Below are 18175 nucleotides of genomic sequence, written 5' to 3'. Positions count from 1 at the left end.
CACGCCCTGATTTTGGACTGACCGATCCACAACCGGGAGGAACCACCATGCCCTTGGCCGTCTTCGTCCTCGGGCTCAGCGTGTTCGCGCTGGGCACGTCCGAGTTCATGATCACCGGCCTGCTCCCCGGGATGGCCGCCGACCTGCACGTGAGCATTCCCGACGCGGGCCTGCTGATCTCCGCGTTCGCGATCGGCATGGTCGTCGGCGCGCCGTTGCTGGCGATCGGCACCCTGCGGCTCCCCCGCCGCCGGACGCTCCTCGCGCTGCTCGCGGTCTTCCTCGGCGCGCACGTCGTCGGTGCCCTCGCCGAGGGGTACGCCGTCCTCTTCGCGACGCGGGTGGTCGCCGCCCTCGCCTGCGCCGGGTTCTGGGCCGTCGCCCTGGCGACCACGATCGCGCTCGTGCCCGTCGAACGGCGCGGGCGCGCGATGGCGGTGCTGGTCGGCGGGCTGACCGTCGCGAACATCGCCGGCGTGCCGGCCGGCACGTTCCTCGGCCAGCACGCGGGCTGGCGGACGGCCTTCTGGGCGGTGGCGGCCGTGACGCTGCTCGCGGTGGCCGGCGTGGCGCTGCTGGTGCCGGAGACCACCGGTGGCGCGGTGAGCGTCCGCGGTGAGCTGCGGCTGTACCGCCGGGGGCGGGTCTGGCTCGCGCTCGGCGTGATCGCCTTGTGCCAGGCCATGATCTTCGCCGCGTTCAGCTACCTGGCACCGTTGCTGACCGAGACCGACGGCCTGCCCGGCGAGTGGGTGCCCGGGGTCCTGGCGCTGTTCGGCGTCGGCGCGCTGATCGGGATCAGCGTCGGCGGCCGCCTGGCCGACCGGCGGCCGTTCGGCACGCTCTACGGCTGCCTCGCCCTCGCGCTGACCGCGTTGCTCGTGCTCGCCCTCACCACCGACGCGCTCGTCGCCGTCGCGGCCGTGCTCGCCTTCGGCGCCGCCGGGTTCGGCGCCAACCCGGCGCTGAACCTCCGCGCCTACCAGGCCGCCGGCGACGCGCCGACCCTCGTCGGCGCCAGCACGACCGCCGCGTTCAACGTCGGCAACACGATCGGCCCGTGGCTGGGCGGCATCGCGATCGACGCCGGGCTCGGCTTCCCGAGCGTCGCCTGGACCGGCATGCTCCTCGGCGCGGGAACGCTCGCCGCGCTCACGGTCGCGGTCGCCGTCCAGCGGAACGACGACCGCGAGCCCGTGGCCGTGTGAGGCTCAGACGCCCAGGAAGTGCACGCCGCCGTCGACCATGATCATCGAGCCGGTGGTGGCGGGGAGCCAGTCCGACAGCACCGCGCAGACGCTCTTCGCCACCGGGTCCGGGTCCGTGCTGTCCCAGCCGAGCGGCGCGCGCTCGCCCCAGCCGTCCTCCAGGTCGACGAAGCCCGGGATGGACTTGGCGGCCATCGTCTTCATCGGGCCGGCGCTGACCAGGTTGACGCGGATGCCCTGCGGCCCCAGCTCCTTGGCCAGGTACCGGTTGACCGACTCGAGCCCGGCCTTCGCGACGCCCATCCAGTTGTAGACCGGCCACGCGACGCGCGCGTCGAAGTCCATGCCGACGTACGACGCGCCCCGGCCCAGCAGTGGCAGGCAGGCCTTCGCCAGCGACATGTACGAGTAGGTCGAGATCTCGATCGCGGTCTTGACGTCCTCGGCCGGCGCGTCCATGAACGGCGCGCCGAGGCAGGTCTGCGGGGCGAAGCCGATCGAGTGCAGCACGCCGTCGAGGCCGTCGACGTGCTCGCGGACCTTGTCGGCGAGGCCGTCGAGGTGCTCCTGGTTCGTGACGTCCAGCTCGATCACGGGCGCCTCTTCGGGGAGCCGCTTCGCGATGCGCTCGACCAGCGACATGCGGCCGAAGCCGGTCAGCACCACTTTCGCGCCCTCCTGCTGCGCGATCTTGGCCGCGTGGAAGGCGAGCGAAGCGTCGGTGATGATGCCGGTGATCAGCAGGCGCTTGCCTTCGAGCAGTCCGGGCACGGGTCCTCCAAGTCTTGGTTCGGGAAAAGAAATGTCAGTGACCGATGCCGAGGCCGCCGTCGACCGGCAGCACCGCGCCGTTGACGTAGCCGGCTTCCTCGGAGGCCAGGTAACGCACCGCGGCGGCGATCTCCGACGGCTCGGCGTACCGGCCGGAGGGCACCTGCGCGAGGATCTCCTTCTTGCGCGCCTCGGGCAGCTCGTCGGTCATGTCGGTGTGCACGAAACCGGGCGCGATGACGTTCGAGGTGATGTTGCGGGAGCCGAGCTCGCGCGCCAGCGAACGCGAGAAGCCGACCAGGCCGGCCTTCGACGCCGCGTAGTTGGCCTGGCCCGCCGACCCGGAGAGGCCGACCACCGAGGAGATGAAGACGAACCGGCCCCACTTGCCGCGCAGCATGCCGCGGGAGGCCCGCTTCGCGACGCGGAAGGCACCGGTCAGGTTGGCGTTGATGACGCGCTCGAACTGCTCGTCGCTCATCCGCATCAGCAGCGTGTCGTCGGTCAGCCCGGCGTTGGACACCAGCACCTCGACCGGGCCCTGGTGCTCCTCGACGAGCTTGAACGCCGCGTCGACCTGCTCGGTGTCGGTGACGTCCGCCCGGACCCCGAACAACCCCTCGGGCGCGCCCGAGCCACGGTGCGTGACGGCGACCCGGTGACCCTGCTCCGCCAGGTCCCGGGCGATCGCCAGACCGATGCCCCGGTTGCCCCCGGTGACCAGAACCGACCGTCCCACAGTGTTCTCCTCTTCGTCGACGTGCGCTGATGCCGGGCACGAGGTTATCGGCAGCTCCGCGACGCCGCGCACCCGCGCCCGGCGGTGCCCGCGACCGCCCTAAGCGGGTGTTAGGAACTGCCTCCCGACCTTGCTGGTTACCCGCTGGTTGGTCACCGTGAGTCGCAACACAGGAGGTCGACGATGACAACCCGGATCAGCGGGCCCGCCGAGGGCGCCGTCAGCGAGAAACGCGTGATCGGCAACGTGCTGCGCGGCTCGATCGGCAACTTGGTCGAGTGGTACGACTGGTACGCCTACGCCGCGTTCACCACGTACTTCGCCAAGTCTTTCTTCCCCACGACCGACACGACGGCGGCCTTCCTCGGCACCGCCGCCGTGTTCGCGGTCGGGTTCCTCATGCGCCCGCTCGGCGGCTGGATGCTCGGCCGGTTCGCCGACCGCTTCGGCCGGCGCAGCGCACTGGTGCTTTCGGTCACGCTGATGGCGGGTGGCTCCCTGCTCATCGCCGTGACGCCGAGCTACCACACGATCGGCCTGGCCGCGCCGATCCTGCTGCTGGTCGCCCGGCTGATCCAGGGGCTCTCCGTCGGCGGTGAGTACTCCACCTCCGCCACGTACCTGTCCGAAGTGGCCACTCCGGGCAAGCGCGGCTTCTACTCGAGCTTCCAGTACGTCACCCTCTACGGCGGTCAGCTGCTGGCGCTGGGTCTCCAGCTGATCCTGCAGGGCCTGCTCACCGAACAGCAGCTGACGTCGTGGGGCTGGCGGATCGCGTTCGGCGTCGGCACGGTCGCCGCGCTCAGCGTCATGTGGCTGCGCCGCGGCATGGACGAGTCCGAGAGCTACACGCGCGAAGCGGACGCGGAAACCACCACCGGCGAACGCGGCACGCTGCGCGCGCTGGCCAAGTACCCCAAGGAGATCGCGCTCGTCGTCGGCCTGACCCTCGGCGGCACGGTGGCCTTCTACACCTTCGCCACCTACAGCCAGAAGTTCCTCGAGAACACCGCCCACATCCCGCGGCGAACGGTCACGATCATCCTGTTCTCGGCGATCCTGCTCGCGGCGATCCTGCAGCCGCTCGCGGGGAAGCTGTCCGACCGGATCGGCCGCCGGCCGCTGCTGCTGTTCTTCGGCATCGCGGGCACGCTGCTCACCGTGCCGATCATGACGGTGATGGGCTCGACCCGGAACCCGGTCGGCGCGTTCTTCCTCGTCCTCGCGGGGCTCGTCGTCGTGGCGGGCTACACGTCGATCAACGCGATCGTGAAGGCCGAGCTGTTCCCGACGAAGATCCGCGCCATCGGTGTCGGGCTGCCCTACGCGCTGACCGTCGCGATCTTCGGCGGTACCGCGGAGCTGATCGCGCAGGCGCTCAAGAGCGCCGGGCACGAGTCGGTGTTCTTCTGGTACGTGGCGGGCTGCGTCCTGGTTTCCCTGATCGTCTACGGCACAATGCGGGAAACTTCGAAGACCTCCGAGCTGGAGGACCGCAGGGAAGATCAACACTGACAAGGGGATGACCGTGCGCGTGCTCCTCGTCGAAGACGACGCGGGTGTCGCCGGCGCGCTCGCCGAGTCGCTGCACGCGCGCGGTCATCCCGTCACCAGCGTCGGCCGCGGCGCCGACGCCCTGCACCGCCACCGCGACGCCGACCTGGTCCTGCTGGACCTCGGCCTGCCCGACCTCGACGGTCTGGACGTGCTGCGGAAGATCCGCGCGGTGTCGCCGGTCCCGGTCATCGTCCTGACCGCCCGCGGCGACGAACGCTCGGTCGTCCGCGGCCTGCGCCTCGGCGCGGACGACTACCTGACGAAACCGGTGCGGCTGGCCGAACTGCTGGCCCGGATGGACGCCGTCGTGCGGCGCGCGGTGGCCCGCGAGGCCCCGGCCGACAGTGCTGGTGACGTCGTGCGCGTCGAAGACGTCGAGATCGACCTCGGGGCCCGCCGCGTGCTCGTCGCCGGGCACGACGTCGGGCTCACCACCAAGGAGTTCGAGATCCTGGCCGTGCTCGCCGCCCGCCCGGGCACCGCGGTGAGCCGCCAGCAGCTGATGGACGAGGTCTGGGGCGACGCCTACCTCGCCGTCTCGCGCTCGCTCGACGTCCACCTGACCGGCCTGCGCGCGAAGCTGGACCGGCCGGGCCTGCTCACCACCATCCGCGGCTTCGGCTACCGGCTCGGCCGGGACTGACCCGTGCGCACCCGGCTGCTGGTCGTGCTGGTCGCCCTCGCGCTGGCCGTGGTCGCCGCGTTCGCCGTGCCGCTGCTGGCGTCCACCGCCGAACAGCGCACCCAGCAGCTGGTCATCTCCCGCACCGCCGACGTCGACCGGTTCGTCGTGCTCGCCCAGCAGGCCGTCGACACGCGCGACCCGGCCGCGCTCGTGGCCGACGCGACCCGCTACGCCGAGCTGTACGGCGAAGGCGTGGTCATCGTCGACGCGCGCCGCGATCCGCTGGTCCAGGCCGGTGGGCTGACCGCGGCCGACCCGGCGGTGCACGCGCTGGTGGAAGCGACCATGCGCAACGAACCGGCGCCGCAGGTCGGCAGGCTCGGCCCGTGGTCGGCCGACCCGGCGTACTTCGCGCGGCCGGTCGGCACCGGCACCCGCGTGTCCGGCGTGGTCGTGCTGCGGGCGTCGGTGACGGCGGCGGCCGCGGACGTCGCCACCCGCTGGGGCACCATCGGCGCCGGGGCGCTGCTGGTCGCGGTCGTGTTCGTGCTGCTCGCCGTGGTGCTGGCCCGGTGGATGGTGCGGCCGCTGCACGAGCTGGAGACCGGCGTCCTCGCCGTCGCCGCCGGGCACCGCGCCCACGTCCCGGAGCGCGCCGGACCGCGTGAGCTACGGATGCTGGCCGGCGAGGTCAACCGGATGTCCGAGGCCGTGCTCGAAGCGGCCGAGCAGCAGCACCGGCTGGTCGCCGACGCCTCGCACCAGCTGCGCAACCCCATGGCGGCGCTGCGGCTGCGCGTCGACTCGCTGGCCGGCCGGGTCGAGGGCGACGACAGCACGTACCGGGCGACCGTCGCCGAGGTCGAACGCCTGGAGCAGCTCCTCGACGGCTTGCTGGCGCTCGCGCTGGCCGAGAGCACGGCGACGCGGGTCGCGGCCGGGGGCGCGGACGAGTCCTGCGACCTCGCTTCCGTGCTCGCCGAACGCGTCGACGCCTGGCGGCCGGCCGCCGAAGACGCGGGCTCGACGATCGTGCCGCCCCCGAGTCACGACGAACCGGTGACGGTGCGCTGTCCCGAGGGGGAACTCGCGCAGATTCTGGACGTGTTGCTGGACAACGCCGTCCACTACGCGGGCCGCGGCGCGAAGATCACGACGGACTGGGAAACCGGCGCGGACACCGCGACCCTCGTCGTCCGCGACGACGGTCCCGGACTGTCCACTGAGGACCGGGCGCGGGCGACCGAACGGTTCTGGCGCGCGGGCGGCGAAGGCGCGCCCCGCGGCACCGGCCTCGGCCTGGCCATCGCGCACCAGCAGGTGCGCACCCGCGGCGGCGTCCTCGAACTGCGTCAAGCACTCCCCCGCGGCCTCGAAGCCCGCGTCACACTGCCCTTGGCGGCCCCATGACCCTCACGCGGCGCACCGCTCTGCTCGGCGGCCTCGGGCTCGCCCTGGCCGGCTGCTCGACGTCCGGCTACGGCGGCCCCGAACGGACGGTCACCATCGCCGCCGGCGAGCGCGGCGGCTTCTACCTCGCCTTCGCCGAATTGCTCGCCACCCAGCTGAGCCTCGCCGAGCCCAGGCTGCACGCCACCGCCGTGCCGACCGAGGCGAGCGTCGCCAACGTCGACCTCGTCCGCCGCGGCCAGGCCGACCTCGGGCTCGTGCTGGCCGACGTCGCCCAGACGGCGTTGACCGGCGGCGCGCCGTTCACCGGCAAGGTGCCGCTGCTCGCACTCGGCCGCGTCTACGAGAACTACCTGCAGCTCGTGGTCCGCGCGGACGGGCCGGTGCGCCGCCTCGCCGACCTGACCGGCCGTCCGGTGTCGCTCGGCGCGGGCGGCTCCGGCGCGGCCCAGCTCGGCGAGCGCCTCTTCGCCAAGGCCGGCATCGCGGTCGACGCCCGGCACCTGCTCTTCGACGACGCCGTCCGCGCGCTGGCCGGCCGCCGGATCGACGCCATGCTGTGGTCCGGCGGGGTGCCGACGCCCAAGCTCGCCGACCTCACCCGCACCACCCCGATCGCCCTGCTGCCCCTGGATTCGGTGGTGCCCGCGCTGCGCGCCGCGTACGGGCCGGTGTACGACCAGGTCCAAGTCCCCGACGGCGCGTACCGCGGCGTCGGCGCGCTGGGCACCATCGGCGTCGCGAACCTGCTCGTCTGCTCCCCCGCCCTGCCCGGCGACGTCGCCGCGGCCGTCGTCCGGCTGCTCGTCGAGCGGGCGACCGACCTGGTGCCCGCCGAAGCCGTCGGCACGCAGTTCCTCGACGTGCGCACGCTCATCGGCACGCAGCCGGTGCCGCTGCAGCCGGGCGCGGCGGCCGCGTACCGGGCACTGCACGGCTGAGCGCTAGATTGGGGCGGTGACCGAACCTCGCCGCCCCATCGTCGAGATGCCGCTGCGCGTGCGCTACCACGAGTGCGACGGCCAGGGCATCGTCTTCAACGCCCACTACCTGGCCTATGTGGACATGTGCGCGTTCGAGGCGGAGAAGGCGCTCTTCGGTTCACACGAGGAGTTCCTGGCCCACCGCACCGACGTCGTCGTGGCGGAGGCGAACCTGAAGTTCCGCGCCCCGGCCCGGTACGACGAAGAACTCGTGGTTTCGCAGTACCTCAACCACCTCGGCACGACGTCGCTGATCTTCGACTTCGAGATCCGCCGCGGCGAGACCCTGATCGCGGCGGCGACGCTGCGGTACGTGTTCATCGACCCGGAGACGCTGCGCCCGGAGGCACCACCGGACGCGGTCCGCAAGGCCTACGCCGCCCTGCTCGGGGACTGAGCCCGTGTTCCGCGTTCTCTTCTACCAGCCGGAGATCCCGCCGAACACGGGCAACGCGATCCGGCTCGCCGCGAACACCGGGTGCGAGCTGCACCTGGTCGAGCCGCTCGGGTTCACGTTGGAGGACAAGCAGCTGCGCCGAGCCGGGCTCGACTACCACGACCTCGCGCGGGTGCACGTCCACGCGTCGCTGGCCGCGGCCTGGGAAGTGTTGCTGCCGGCCAAGGTGTACGCGTTCAGCGCGTCGGCGACCCGGCTGTACACGGATGTCGCGTACGGGCCGGGAGACGTGCTGATGTTCGGCCCGGAGTCGGTCGGGCTGCCCGCCGACGTGCGGCAGGCGCCGGAGGTGACCGACCGCGTGCGGCTGCCGATGCTGCCGACGAGCCGGTCGCTGAACGTCGCCAACACCGCGGCCATCACGGTCTACGAAGCCTGGCGGCAGAACGGCTTCGCGGGCGCGTGATCACCGTCCGGTAGGTTCGCCGGATGCGACAGCAGTTCCTGGGGGCGCTCATCGGCGCCGCGTTCGGCACCGTGTTCGTCCTGGTCAACTCCGGCTCGCCGGTTCCGGCAGCGCTCGGCTGGGTGCTCCGCGCGCTGGCCGTGCTCGCACTGGCGGCGGTGGTCGTCCTCGGCGTACGTGCCGGGGGCCGGCCCACCCTCGACGGACGGCCGATGTTCGGGCCGAGCTACCGCGTGATCGTCATCGGCGAGGTCGTCCTGCTGATCGCCGGGTTCTTCGTGCTGAGCCTCCTGGACGCGCCGGTGCAGGCGAACGTCGCCTGGATCGCCACTATCGTCGGCCTCCACTTCGTCGCGCTGGCGTCGGCGTGGAAGACCCGTTCGATCCTGGTGGTCGGCGTGCTCCTGACGGTGCTCGGCATCGTCGGCCTGGCCTTGCTGGGCAGCGCGGCGGCGTGGGTGCCGTTCGTCAGCGGGGTGCTCTCCGGGGTGACCCTGCTCGGCGGAAGCCTGTACGGCGTTCGCCGAGCCTGAGTCACGGCAGTCTCTGCCCGAAGAACAAGCTCGCCGCCGCGCCGAGCATGAGGATCAGCGTCCCCACGACCACCCACGGCTTGCTCGCGTCGGCGTCCTTCAGCTCGTAGCCGATCTGCTCGCCGAGGTCCGCGTAGACCTTCTTCAGCTCCTCGGCGCTGGCCGCCTTGTAGAACTCGCCGCCCGACAGCCGGGCGATCTCGCGCAGCGACTCGTCGTCCACGCTCACCGGCTGGGCTTTGCCGTCGATGTCGACCGAACCGTGCGTCGTGCCGAACGAGATCGACGAGATCGGCACGCCCGCCTGCTTCGCCGCCTGCGCCGCCGTGTAGCCGCCGCGCGCCGCGTACAGGTCCTCGGGCACCGTCTGCTTGCCGTCGGACATCAGCACGATCCGGGCCGGTGGCGGCCCGTCGGCGCCGCCCACGACGCTGGAGAAGCTCTCCACCGACTGCAAGGCCGCGAAGATGCCTTCCCCGGTCGCCGTCGACTGGGCCAGCTTCAGGTTCTCGATCGCCTTGATCACGCCGTTGCGGTCGGTGGTCGGGTTGACCAGCACGGTCGCCGTGCCCGCGAACGAGATCAGGCCCAGGTTGATGCCCGGGGTCATGTTCTGCGCGAACTGCGTCGCCGCGTCCTGGGCCGCCTTCAGCCGCGTCGGCGCGACGTCGGTCGCCTCCATCGACAGCGACACGTCGATCACCAGCATCACGGTCGCCCGGTTGCGCGGCACCTTCTGCTCGGCGGTCGGCCCGGCCAGCGCGACGGTGAGGACCAGCAGCGACAGCACGATCAGCACCGCCGGCAGGTGCCGCACCCAGCCCTGGCTCTTCGGCGCGACCTTCTCCAGCAGCGCGAGGTTCGCGAACCGCATGGTCCGCTTCCGCCGCGCGCGCTGCGCCAGCACGTACCCGATCGCGACCGCCGCGACGGCGATCAGCAGCAGGAACCACCAAGGCGCGGCGAAGCCCGTCAAGCTCATGCGCACACCTCGCTGACGCTCGGTGCCACCTGAGTCGGAAGCGCTGTGTTGAATGGTTCGGTCGCAAGCTCCCTCACGCGACACCCCCCGACCAGCGGCGCTTGCGGGCGACGACGAACCGCACCATGTCGGCGATCCAGTCGGCGTCCGTGCGCAGCGTCAGGTGGGCGGCACCCGCGCGCCGCAGGCCGGCCGCCACCTGCTGCCGGTGGGCGTGGGCCGCGGCCCCGAACTCCTTGCGCAGCAAGGCCGACGCATGCACTTCGCGCTGCTTCCCTGTCTCCGGGTCGGCCAGCACGACGGTGCCCACCTCGGGCAGGTCGACGTCGCGCGGGTCGAGGACTTCGATCGCGATCAGCTCGTGGCGTCCGCCCAGCGCCCGCAGCGGCCGCTCCCAGGACATGTCGCCCAGGAAATCGGAGATCACCACGGCCAGGCCACGCCGCCGCGGCGGACGGCGCAGGGCCTCCAGCGCAGCAGCGAAGTCACCGCGGGTGCCCTCGGCCGCCCGTGGAGTCTCGGCCAGCTTCCGCACCAGGCCGCGGGCGTGCGCGAGGCCGCCGCGCGCCGGGATGCGAGTCAGCTCGGCGCCAGTGGAGACCAGCGCGCCGATCCGGTTGCCGCCGCCCCCGGTGAGGTGCGCGACCGCCGCGACCGCGCAGACCACCAGGTCGCGCTTCTCGCACAATGCGGTCCCGAAGTCGAGGCTCGCCGACAGGTCGGCGACCACCCACGTCTCGAGCTCGCGGTCGGCCACGGTCTCGCGGATGTGCGGGGTCGTGGTGCGGGCGGTGACCGCCCAGTCCATCCGGCGGACGTCGTCGCCGGGCTGGTACGGGCGCGCCTCGCCGGGCTCGGACCCCGGCCCCGGCACGAGGCCGAGGTGGTTGCCCTGCAGCAGCCCGTCGAGCCGGCGGCGGACGTCGAGCTCCAGCGTCCGGAGCCCGGCTTCCAGCCGGTCGCCCCGCAGCACCGGGGGCGCCCACGAAGGACGTTCGCCCTTCTCGTTCTTCGCCATCGCCGGGCTACCTGACCGGCGCGCCCGCCGGGACCGGGCCGCCCTGGCCGGCCCCGCCCTGCGGCCGGGCCGAGACCTGCGGCAGCGGCACGGTCTGCAGCACGCGCGTGATGATGTGGTCGATGGGCACGCCGTCGGCGAGCGCGTCGTAGGACAGCACCAGCCGGTGGCGCAGCACGTCCGGCACGACGTCGACGACGTCCTGCGGCAGCACGTAGTCGCGGCCGCGGACCAGCGCGAGGGCCCGGGCGGCGGCGATGATGCCGAGGCTCGCGCGCGGCGAAGCGCCGTAGGACACCCAGCCGGCGACGTCGGCGAGGCCGTGCTCGTTCGGCGTCCGGGTGGTCAGCACGAGCCGCACGACGTAGTCGACGAGCGCGTGGTGCACGAACACCTGCGACGCGACGCCCTGCAGCCGGACCAGCTCGGTCGGGCTGAGCACCTCGTGCGGGGTGGGCGGGGTGACGCCCATCCGGTAGATGATCTCCCGCTCCTCCTCGGCGGAGGGGTACTCGACGACGATCTTGAACAGGAAGCGGTCGCGCTGCGCCTCGGGCAGCGGGTACACGCCCTCGTTCTCGATCGGGTTCTGGGTGGCCAGCACGAGGAACGGGTCGGGCATCGGGAACGTCTGCCCGCCGATCGAGACGTGCCGCTCGGCCATCACCTCGAGCATCGCCGACTGGACCTTGGCCGGCGCGCGGTTGATCTCGTCGGCGAGCACGAAGTTGGCCACGACCGGGCCGAGCTCGACGTCGAACCGCTCGGCGCCCTGGCGGTAGATCCGGGTGCCGAGGATGTCGGCGGGCACCAGGTCGGGCGTGAACTGGACGCGCGAGAACGAGCCCCCGACGACCCGCGCGAACGTCTCGACGGCGAGGGTCTTCGCCACGCCGGGCACGCCTTCGAGCAGCAGGTGGCCCTTGGCCAGCAGGCCGACCAGCATCCGCTCGACCAGGCGGTCCTGGCCGACGATGATCCGCTTGACCTCGAACACGGTCCGCTCCAGCAACTGGGCGTCCCGCGCCGGTGTCGCCTGCTGGCCGTTCCCGCCCTCGGCGTAGCCGGGCTCGGTCACTCTGCCTCCTCGAAAGTTCGTGCGCCGCCCCCGCGACGGTGATCACGCGGTGCGACCGTACTGCGTCCCCCACTCGTCCGTCGCATCCGGCACGCGGACGCACGGGTCGGCGCGTGAGTAGCCAACACCGTCAGCGGTGTGACATCTGTGAAGCTGCCTTCAGCGGTGCCGCTCGAGGTCCTCAGGGGTGTCGATATCGTCCGCTTCGCCCAGTTCGGCCGGCACCTCGGTGACACTCAGTCCGCCGAGCACCCGCCGCAGCGCCGCGTTCTCCACCTGCTCGGGCAATGCCGCCCGCAGCGCTGGGGCCCGCCACGCGCCCAGCAGCCACTGCCGGGAGCCGCCGGCGTCCACGAGGACCGCGCCGTCGCCGTCGCCGATCGCCGCGAGCAGGCGGTCCACTGTGGACCGGCGGACGCCCGGGAGGTCGGCCGCCAGCACGACGACCGCCTCGACGTCGTCCGGGACGAACGCGAGACCGGCGGCCAGTGCCGCGACGGGCCCGGTGCCGGGCACCGGTTCGCGGGTCCACACGACGTCGAAGCCTGGCCGCCGCGGACCGACCGCGATCACGCGTTCGGCGCCCGAGAGCGCGTGGATCGCGCGGGCCAGCAAGGGCTTCCCGCCGACCGACAGCGCCGGCTTGTCCACACCGGACAGTCTGCGCGCCGAACCCCCGGCCACCACGATCCCCGCGTACCGCATCCCGGGAATCTAGCCCATACTGGACGCGTGTCCTACACCGTCGAACCGCGCGTCGACGCCTACATCGGCGCCCTGCCCGGGTGGCAGCAGGCGATCTGCCGCGAGGTCCGCGAGCTGGTCCACGCGGCGGACCCCGAGGTCGTCGAGACCATCAAGCGCACCCGGCAGCCGTACTTCGTGCTGGAGGGCAACATCTGTGCCCTGCTGGCGGCGAAGGACCACGTCAACGTCTTCGTCTACGACGGCGGCATCGTCCCCGACCCGGACGGCATCATCACCGCCGGGCACGGCAACAAGACCGCGCGGACGGTCGCCTTCCGCGAGGGCGAGCCGATCAACGCGCCCGCGCTCACGGCGATGTTCCGCCAGATCATCGCGAACAACCGCGCCGGTGGCTGGCGCAAGCTGAAGCGCGAGGGGAAGGCCTGACTCAGCGGGTCAGCACGAGGTAGGCCAGGCCCAGCACACCCCGGTAGTCCCGGACGTACTCGCGCAGCCGCCGGTCGAGCCACTCGCGCACCTCGCCCGCCCGCGGGTCGGCCGGGTGCGCCGCCAGCCACTCCTCCCAGCCGGCGCGGGACGTCGACTCGAAGTCGTCCCATTCGAGCTGGTCGGCGACGCTGAGGTGCCGTACGCGCCAGCCGGCGTCGGCCGCGGTGTCGACGAGTTCCGGCAGCGTGAGCGTGTCGGGGCCGAAGATCTCCAGGGCGGCCGGGTTCGGCGGGGCCGCCCAGAAGCCGTCGCCGTAGAGCAGCCTGCCGGACGGCACCACGCGGGCGAGCCCCGCCAGCCCCGCCTTCGTCGAGCCGAAGACATGAGCCGCGCCGATGCAGAAGGCCCGCTCGACGGGGGTGTCCCAGGTCGCGGCGTCCGACGAGGTGAACTCGACGGCCAGGCCCCGTTCTCGAGCCGCCGACCGGCCCCTCGCCAGCGCGACCTCGTCGGCGTCGACGCCGGTCACGCGCAGGGCCGGCGCCCGTTCCGAGGCCCGCAGCAGCAACTCGCCCCAGCCGCAGCCGAGGTCGACGAGGTGTGGTCCTTCGCCGAGGTCCAGCCGATCGAGCAGCACCGAAGCGTGGGCCTCGGACAGGGGCGTGTTCCAGCGCATCCGCGTGCGCCGCAGCGCGTTCAGTTCGTCGTCCACGCGGACGATCCTGGTGGCCGCCGCCGGCCGCGTCGAGCGGGTTTCAGCCGATCAAGCGGGTCGCGTACGGCATGATCCCGCCGTAGCGGACCGGCGCGATCCGGACGCGCAGGCCGGACTGCGGCGCCTCGACCATCTGGCCGCCGCCGAGGTAGAGCGCGACGTGGTGGATGCCGCCCGCGCCGCCCCAGAACAGCATGTCGCCGCGGCGCATCTGGGACAGCGGGACCCGCCGCCCGGCCGTGTACTGGTAGCCGCTGTAGTGCGGCAGGCCCTTGACCCCGGCGAAGGCGTAGATCATCAGCCCGGAGCAGTCGAAGCCGATCTTGTTGTAGTCGCCGTACCGGTCGGCGACGCCGCCGTCGCGGATGCCGCGCGTCGGGCCGCTCGCGTTGCCTCCGCCCCACGCGTACGGCAGGCCGATCTTCGACAACGCCCGCGCGATGACCGCCTCGATCGAGGAGCCCGCCGGGCCCGACGCCGGCTTGCTCGCCGGGCGGCCGCCCCCGCCGGACGAGCCGAGCGCGGCCTGACGGGCGCGTTCGTCGTCCTCGCGCTGCTTCTCGGCGAGCCAGTCCTGGTAGCGCTGCCGCTGGCCCTGCAGGCCGTTGACCTTCGCCTGGGCGGCGTAGAGCTGCTGCTCGACGTCGGACTTGTTCTTCTCGAGCTGGGTGTTCTGCGTGGCCTGGCTGTCCTGCGCGCTGATCGCCCTGGCCTGCGCGGCGTCCGCGCTGGTCTTCGCCTGGCGCGCCGCGTCCTGCTTCTGCTGGGCGATCTCGGCGGCCTTGCGGGCCGCGGCGTCCTTGTTCGACTTCTCGGTCTGCGCCTGCTGGAGCCGGTCGAGGGCGTTGAGCCGGTCGCCGCCGACGGCGTCGAGCAGCTGCGCGCGGGCCAGCATGTCCTTCGGGCTGTCGGCGCTCAGGTAGGCCGAAAGCGAGCCGACCGTGCTGCCCTGCTGGAAGCTCGCGGCGGCGAAGGTCTTGAGGTCGTTGCGGGCCTTCTCGATCGCCGCGGCCGCCGCGTCGGCCTCGGTGCGGGCGGCCTTCGCGTCGTTCTCGGCCTGGGCGGCGGCGTCCTGCGCGGACTGCAGGTCGACCAGGGCCTTGTTGGCCTCTTCCTGCTTGAGCTCGACGTCGTCCTGCAGCTGCGACAGCTTCTGCTCGGCCTGGGCCAGCTGGTTGGTCAGCCGGCCGACCTCGCCGGCCTTCGCGTTGGCGTCGGCCTTGCTCGAGGTGATGTCCGAGTCGCTGGGGTTGGGCGGCGGCGGGGGTGCCGCGAGGCCCGTGCCGCCGGCTCCGAACAAGATCACCAGCGTGAGCGCGCTCACGGTGAGTCCACGGCGGGCCCGCGGCACCTCCGGACCCCCACGCCGTCCCGCCACGACCGCCCACCTCCGCTCACCTGCGCACATCGCGCGTCACTGCAGTCACACCACTATCACAAGCATCACCGGAAACTTACACAACGTAGGCACCAATTCCCCTCATTGAGGGACCCCCGCGGTGTCGGCTTTCCGAATGGCGCAGCCCACACCGCGTGTCGTCTTGTCCGTTAAACAGGACACGCGTACTGTTTGAGGCACCGCGAGGTGTGGCATCCCGAATCCGGTCCTACGGTGGGGGTGCGCAAGACTCGCCACCACCGAACCCGACCGAACTGACCCGGGACTCGACCGCCGCACCGGCGCGGAAGTCCACGCCACTGGAGTTAGACGTGACCGCACCTGCCAGCAAGGACAGCTTCGGCGCCAAAGACACGCTGAAGGTCGGCGACGCCTCGTACGAGGTGTTCCGCCTGAACAAGGTCGAAGGCGCCGAGCGCCTGCCGTACAGCCTGAAGATCCTGCTCGAGAACCTGCTGCGCACCGAGGACGGCGCGAACATCACCGCCGACCACATCCGCGCGCTCGGCTCGTGGGACCCGAACGCCGACCCGTCGATCGAGATCCAGTTCACGCCCGCCCGCGTGATCATGCAGGACTTCACCGGCGTGCCGTGCGTCGTCGACCTCGCCACCATGCGCGAGGCGGTCACCGACCTCGGCGGCGACCCCGACAAGGTCAACCCGCTCGCCCCCGCCGAGCTGGTCATCGACCACTCGGTCATCATCGACGTCTTCGGCCGCCCCGACGCCTTCGAGCGCAACGTCGAGATCGAGTACGAGCGCAACCGCGAGCGCTACCAGTTCCTGCGCTGGGGCCAGGGCGCCTTCGACGAGTTCAAGGTCGTCCCGCCGGGCACCGGCATCGTGCACCAGGTCAACATCGAGCACCTCGCGCGCACGGTGATGGCCCGCAACGGGCAGGCCTACCCCGACTCCTGCGTCGGCACCGACTCGCACACCACCATGGTCAACGGCCTGGGCGTGCTGGGCTGGGGCGTCGGCGGCATCGAGGCCGAGGCGGCCATGCTGGGCCAGCCGGTGTCGATGCTGATCCCGCGCGTCGTCGGCTTCAAGCTGACCGGCGAGATCCCGGCCGGCGTCACCGCCACCGACGTCGTCCTCACGATCACCGAAATGCTGCGCCGCCACGGCGTGGTCGGCAAGTTCGTCGAGTTCTACGGCGAGAGCGTGGCCGCGGTGCCGCTGGCCAACCGCGCCACCATCGGCAACATGAGCCCCGAGTTCGGCTCCACCGCGGCGATCTTCCCGATCGACGAGGAGACCGTCCGCTACCTCAAGCTGACCGGCCGCTCGGCCGAACAGGTCGCGCTGGTCGAGGCCTACGCCAAGGAGCAGGGCCTCTGGCACGACCCGTCGCGCGAGGCGGCCTATTCCGAGTACCTCGAGCTGGACCTCTCGACGGTCGTCCCGTCGATCGCCGGCCCGAAGCGCCCGCAGGACCGCATCGAGCTGTCGGACGCGAAGTCGTCGTTCCGCAAGTCGATCCACGACTACGTGGACGGCGAAGACCTCACGCCGCACACGAAGATGGACGAGGCTTCGGAGGAGTCCTTCCCGGCCAGCGACTCGCCGTCGCTGTCCTTCGCCGAAGACGACGCCGCGCCGGTCACCTCGTCGGCCGCGAACGGTGCGTCGGGCCGCCCGAGCAAGCCGGTCAAGGTCTCCACGCCGGACCGCGGAGAGTTCGTCCTCGACCACGGCGCCGTGGTGATCGCCTCGATCACGTCGTGCACCAACACATCGAACCCGTCGGTCATGCTCGGCGCCGCGCTGCTCGCGCGCAACGCCGTGGACAAGGGCCTCGCGGTCAAGCCGTGGGTCAAGACGTCGATGGCGCCGGGCTCGCAGGTCGTCACCGACTACTACACCAAGGCCAACCTGTGGCCCTACCTGGAGAAGCTGGGCTACCACCTGGTCGGCTACGGCTGCACCACGTGCATCGGCAACTCCGGCCCGCTCTCGGACGAGATCTCCGCGGCCATCCAGGAGAACGACCTCACCGCGGTCTCGGTGCTCTCGGGCAACCGGAACTTCGAAGGCCGGATCAACCCCGACGTGAAGATGAACTACCTCGCGTCGCCGCCGCTGGTCATCGCCTACGCGCTGGCCGGCACGATGGACTTCGACTTCGCGAACCAGCCGCTGGGCCAGGACGCGCAAGGCAACGACGTCTTCCTCAAGGACATCTGGCCGACGGCGAAGGAAATCCAGGAGACCATCGACTACGCGATCACGCAGGAGATGTTCACCAAGGACTACGCCGACGTCTTCGACGGCGGTGAGCGCTGGAAGTCGCTGCCCACCCCGGAGGGCAAGACCTTCGAGTGGGACGCCGAGTCCACCTACGTGCGGAAGCCCCCGTACTTCGAGGGCATGACGCCGGAGCCGGCCGCGGTCACCGACATCACCGGCGCGCGCGTGCTGGCGAAGCTGGGCGATTCGGTCACCACCGACCACATCTCCCCCGCCGGCGCGATCAAGCCGGGCACCCCGGCCGCGCAGTACCTGACCGAGCACGGCGTGGAGAAGAAGGACTTCAACTCCTACGGCTCCCGGCGCGGCAACCACGAGGTGATGATCCGCGGCACGTTCGCGAACATCCGGCTGCGCAACCAGCTCCTCGACGACGTGCAGGGCGGCTACACCCGCGACTTCACGCAGGAGGGCGCGCCGCAGGCGTTCATCTACGACGCGGCGCAGAACTACGCGAAGGCGGGCACCCCGCTGGTCGTGCTGGGCGGCAAGGAGTACGGCTCGGGCTCGTCGCGTGACTGGGCGGCCAAGGGCACGTCGCTGCTGGGCGTCCGCGCGGTCATCACCGAGTCGTTCGAGCGCATCCACCGCTCGAACCTGATCGGCATGGGCGTCATCCCGCTGCAGTTCCCGCAGGGCGAGTCGGCCTCGTCGCTCGGCCTGGACGGCACCGAGACGTTCGACATCTCGGGCATCACCAAGCTGAACGACGGCGAGACCCCGCGCACGGTGCACGTCACGGCCACCAAGGCGGACGGCACCAAGGTGGAGTTCGAAGCGGACGTCCGCATCGACACCCCGGGCGAGGCGGACTACTACCGCAACGGCGGCATCCTGCAGTACGTGCTGCGGAAGATGACGCAGGCGTAAGGCTTTTCGCCCCGAAGGCCTCCCCATCGAGC

Annotated in this window: 18 protein-coding genes; 10 read left to right on the top strand and 8 right to left on the bottom strand. The window is 71.8% G+C overall.

What is annotated here, in order from left to right; all coding sequences use genetic code 11:
* Nucleotides 1-47 precede the first annotated feature (47 nt).
* Complete coding sequence (locus ABFJ78_RS12650; protein WP_436386135.1) at nt 48-1208, top strand: Cmx/CmrA family chloramphenicol efflux MFS transporter; 1161 nt, start codon at nt 48-50, stop codon at nt 1206-1208.
* Nucleotides 1209-1211: 3 nt separating this feature from the next.
* Here ABFJ78_RS12650 and fabI read toward each other — a convergent pair whose 3' ends face one another.
* Both fabI and fabG read right to left on the bottom strand, forming a co-directional pair.
* Nucleotides 1212-1979: an enoyl-ACP reductase FabI gene (fabI, locus tag ABFJ78_RS12645; protein ID WP_004562814.1), complete on the bottom strand. Its 768-nt coding sequence runs from the start codon at nt 1977-1979 to the stop codon at nt 1212-1214.
* Nucleotides 1980-2013: 34 nt separating this feature from the next.
* Nucleotides 2014-2718, bottom strand: coding sequence for a 3-oxoacyl-ACP reductase FabG (fabG, locus tag ABFJ78_RS12640; RefSeq protein ID WP_436386134.1), 705 nt, complete (start codon nt 2716-2718; stop codon nt 2014-2016).
* 183 nt (nt 2719-2901) lie between these two features.
* Here fabG and ABFJ78_RS12635 point away from each other — a divergent pair, with 183 nt between their 5' ends.
* From ABFJ78_RS12635 to ABFJ78_RS12605, 7 genes are read left to right on the top strand one after another with little or no spacing between them, the layout of a single operon-like run.
* Nucleotides 2902-4233, top strand: coding sequence for an MFS transporter (locus ABFJ78_RS12635; RefSeq protein WP_436386132.1), 1332 nt, complete (start codon nt 2902-2904; stop codon nt 4231-4233).
* Between the two features lie 7 nt (nt 4234-4240).
* Nucleotides 4241-4918 carry a response regulator transcription factor gene (locus ABFJ78_RS12630; protein ID WP_436386131.1) on the top strand — a complete coding sequence of 226 codons (678 nt, stop codon included), beginning with the start codon at nt 4241-4243 and terminating at the stop codon, nt 4916-4918.
* 3 nt (nt 4919-4921) lie between these two features.
* Nucleotides 4922-6310, top strand: a complete 1389-nt coding sequence (locus ABFJ78_RS12625) for a sensor histidine kinase (RefSeq protein ID WP_436386129.1) — start codon at nt 4922-4924, stop codon at nt 6308-6310.
* Nucleotides 6307-7251, top strand: a complete 945-nt coding sequence (locus ABFJ78_RS12620) for a TAXI family TRAP transporter solute-binding subunit (RefSeq protein ID WP_436386128.1) — start codon at nt 6307-6309, stop codon at nt 7249-7251. Before ABFJ78_RS12625 ends, ABFJ78_RS12620 begins: the two co-directional genes overlap by 4 nt.
* Nucleotides 7252-7267: 16 nt before the next feature.
* Nucleotides 7268-7690: an acyl-CoA thioesterase gene (locus ABFJ78_RS12615; protein ID WP_436386126.1), complete on the top strand. Its 423-nt coding sequence runs from the start codon at nt 7268-7270 to the stop codon at nt 7688-7690.
* 4 nt (nt 7691-7694) lie between these two features.
* Complete coding sequence (locus ABFJ78_RS12610) at nt 7695-8156, top strand: tRNA (cytidine(34)-2'-O)-methyltransferase (RefSeq protein ID WP_436386124.1); 462 nt, start codon at nt 7695-7697, stop codon at nt 8154-8156.
* 23 nt (nt 8157-8179) lie between these two features.
* A complete protein-coding gene (locus tag ABFJ78_RS12605) occupies nt 8180-8689 on the top strand; it encodes a hypothetical protein (RefSeq protein ID WP_436386122.1) in 510 nt (169 codons plus the stop codon).
* Nucleotide 8690: 1 nt separating this feature from the next.
* Here ABFJ78_RS12605 and ABFJ78_RS12600 read toward each other — a convergent pair whose 3' ends face one another.
* From ABFJ78_RS12600 to mobA, 4 genes are all read right to left on the bottom strand, one after another.
* Complete coding sequence (locus ABFJ78_RS12600; RefSeq protein ID WP_436386121.1) at nt 8691-9671, bottom strand: VWA domain-containing protein; 981 nt, start codon at nt 9669-9671, stop codon at nt 8691-8693.
* 73 nt (nt 9672-9744) lie between these two features.
* The gene (locus tag ABFJ78_RS12595) at nt 9745-10689 is read right to left on the bottom strand and encodes a DUF58 domain-containing protein (protein WP_436386120.1); all 945 of its coding nucleotides are present in this window, start codon (nt 10687-10689) and stop codon (nt 9745-9747) included.
* 7 nt (nt 10690-10696) lie between these two features.
* Nucleotides 10697-11767: an AAA family ATPase gene (locus tag ABFJ78_RS12590; protein ID WP_176169441.1), complete on the bottom strand. Its 1071-nt coding sequence runs from the start codon at nt 11765-11767 to the stop codon at nt 10697-10699.
* Nucleotides 11768-11926: 159 nt separating this feature from the next.
* Complete coding sequence (mobA, locus tag ABFJ78_RS12585; protein ID WP_436386119.1) at nt 11927-12472, bottom strand: molybdenum cofactor guanylyltransferase; 546 nt, start codon at nt 12470-12472, stop codon at nt 11927-11929.
* A 27-nt stretch (nt 12473-12499) separates the two neighbouring features.
* Here mobA and ABFJ78_RS12580 point away from each other — a divergent pair, with 27 nt between their 5' ends.
* Entirely contained in the window at nt 12500-12901 is a 402-nt protein-coding gene (locus ABFJ78_RS12580; protein WP_436386118.1) for a DUF1801 domain-containing protein, read from the top strand.
* Nucleotide 12902: 1 nt separating this feature from the next.
* On the opposite strand, the gene ABFJ78_RS12575 is transcribed toward ABFJ78_RS12580, so the two are convergent.
* Entirely contained in the window at nt 12903-13616 is a 714-nt protein-coding gene (locus tag ABFJ78_RS12575) for an SAM-dependent methyltransferase (protein WP_436386117.1), read from the bottom strand.
* Nucleotides 13617-13659: 43 nt separating this feature from the next.
* Nucleotides 13660-14970: an NlpC/P60 family protein gene (locus ABFJ78_RS12570; RefSeq protein WP_436386780.1), complete on the bottom strand. Its 1311-nt coding sequence runs from the start codon at nt 14968-14970 to the stop codon at nt 13660-13662.
* Between the two features lie 359 nt (nt 14971-15329).
* On the opposite strand from ABFJ78_RS12570, the gene ABFJ78_RS12565 reads away from it, so the two are divergent.
* Nucleotides 15330-18143, top strand: coding sequence for an aconitate hydratase (locus tag ABFJ78_RS12565; RefSeq protein WP_436386116.1), 2814 nt, complete (start codon nt 15330-15332; stop codon nt 18141-18143).
* Nucleotides 18144-18175: the final 32 nt, after the last annotated feature.

Origin of the sequence: Amycolatopsis sp. MEPSY49 (assembly GCF_051337345.1) — a bacterium.
In the GTDB taxonomy this organism is placed as follows: Bacteria; Actinomycetota; Actinomycetes; order Mycobacteriales; family Pseudonocardiaceae; genus Amycolatopsis.
Note: the sequence above shows the minus strand (reverse complement) of the source record. Positions and strands in the feature narration are given on the sequence as shown.

Bases quoted from the DNA above. Each gene is read 5' to 3' on its own strand.
- ABFJ78_RS12650 (WP_436386135.1), top strand. From the start codon at position 48: ATGCCCTTGGCCGTCTTCGTCCTCGGGCTCAGCGTGTTCGCGCTGGGC.
- ABFJ78_RS12635 (WP_436386132.1), top strand. From the start codon at position 2,902: ATGACAACCCGGATCAGCGGGCCCGCCGAGGGCGCCGTCAGCGAGAAA.
- ABFJ78_RS12630 (WP_436386131.1), top strand. From the start codon at position 4,241: ATGACCGTGCGCGTGCTCCTCGTCGAAGACGACGCGGGTGTCGCCGGC.
- ABFJ78_RS12620 (WP_436386128.1), top strand. From the start codon at position 6,307: ATGACCCTCACGCGGCGCACCGCTCTGCTCGGCGGCCTCGGGCTCGCC.
- ABFJ78_RS12605 (WP_436386122.1), top strand. From the start codon at position 8,180: ATGCGACAGCAGTTCCTGGGGGCGCTCATCGGCGCCGCGTTCGGCACC.
- ABFJ78_RS12600 (WP_436386121.1), bottom strand. From the start codon at position 9,671: ATGAGCTTGACGGGCTTCGCCGCGCCTTGGTGGTTCCTGCTGCTGATC.
- ABFJ78_RS12595 (WP_436386120.1), bottom strand. From the start codon at position 10,689: ATGGCGAAGAACGAGAAGGGCGAACGTCCTTCGTGGGCGCCCCCGGTG.
- mobA (WP_436386119.1), bottom strand. From the start codon at position 12,472: ATGCGGTACGCGGGGATCGTGGTGGCCGGGGGTTCGGCGCGCAGACTG.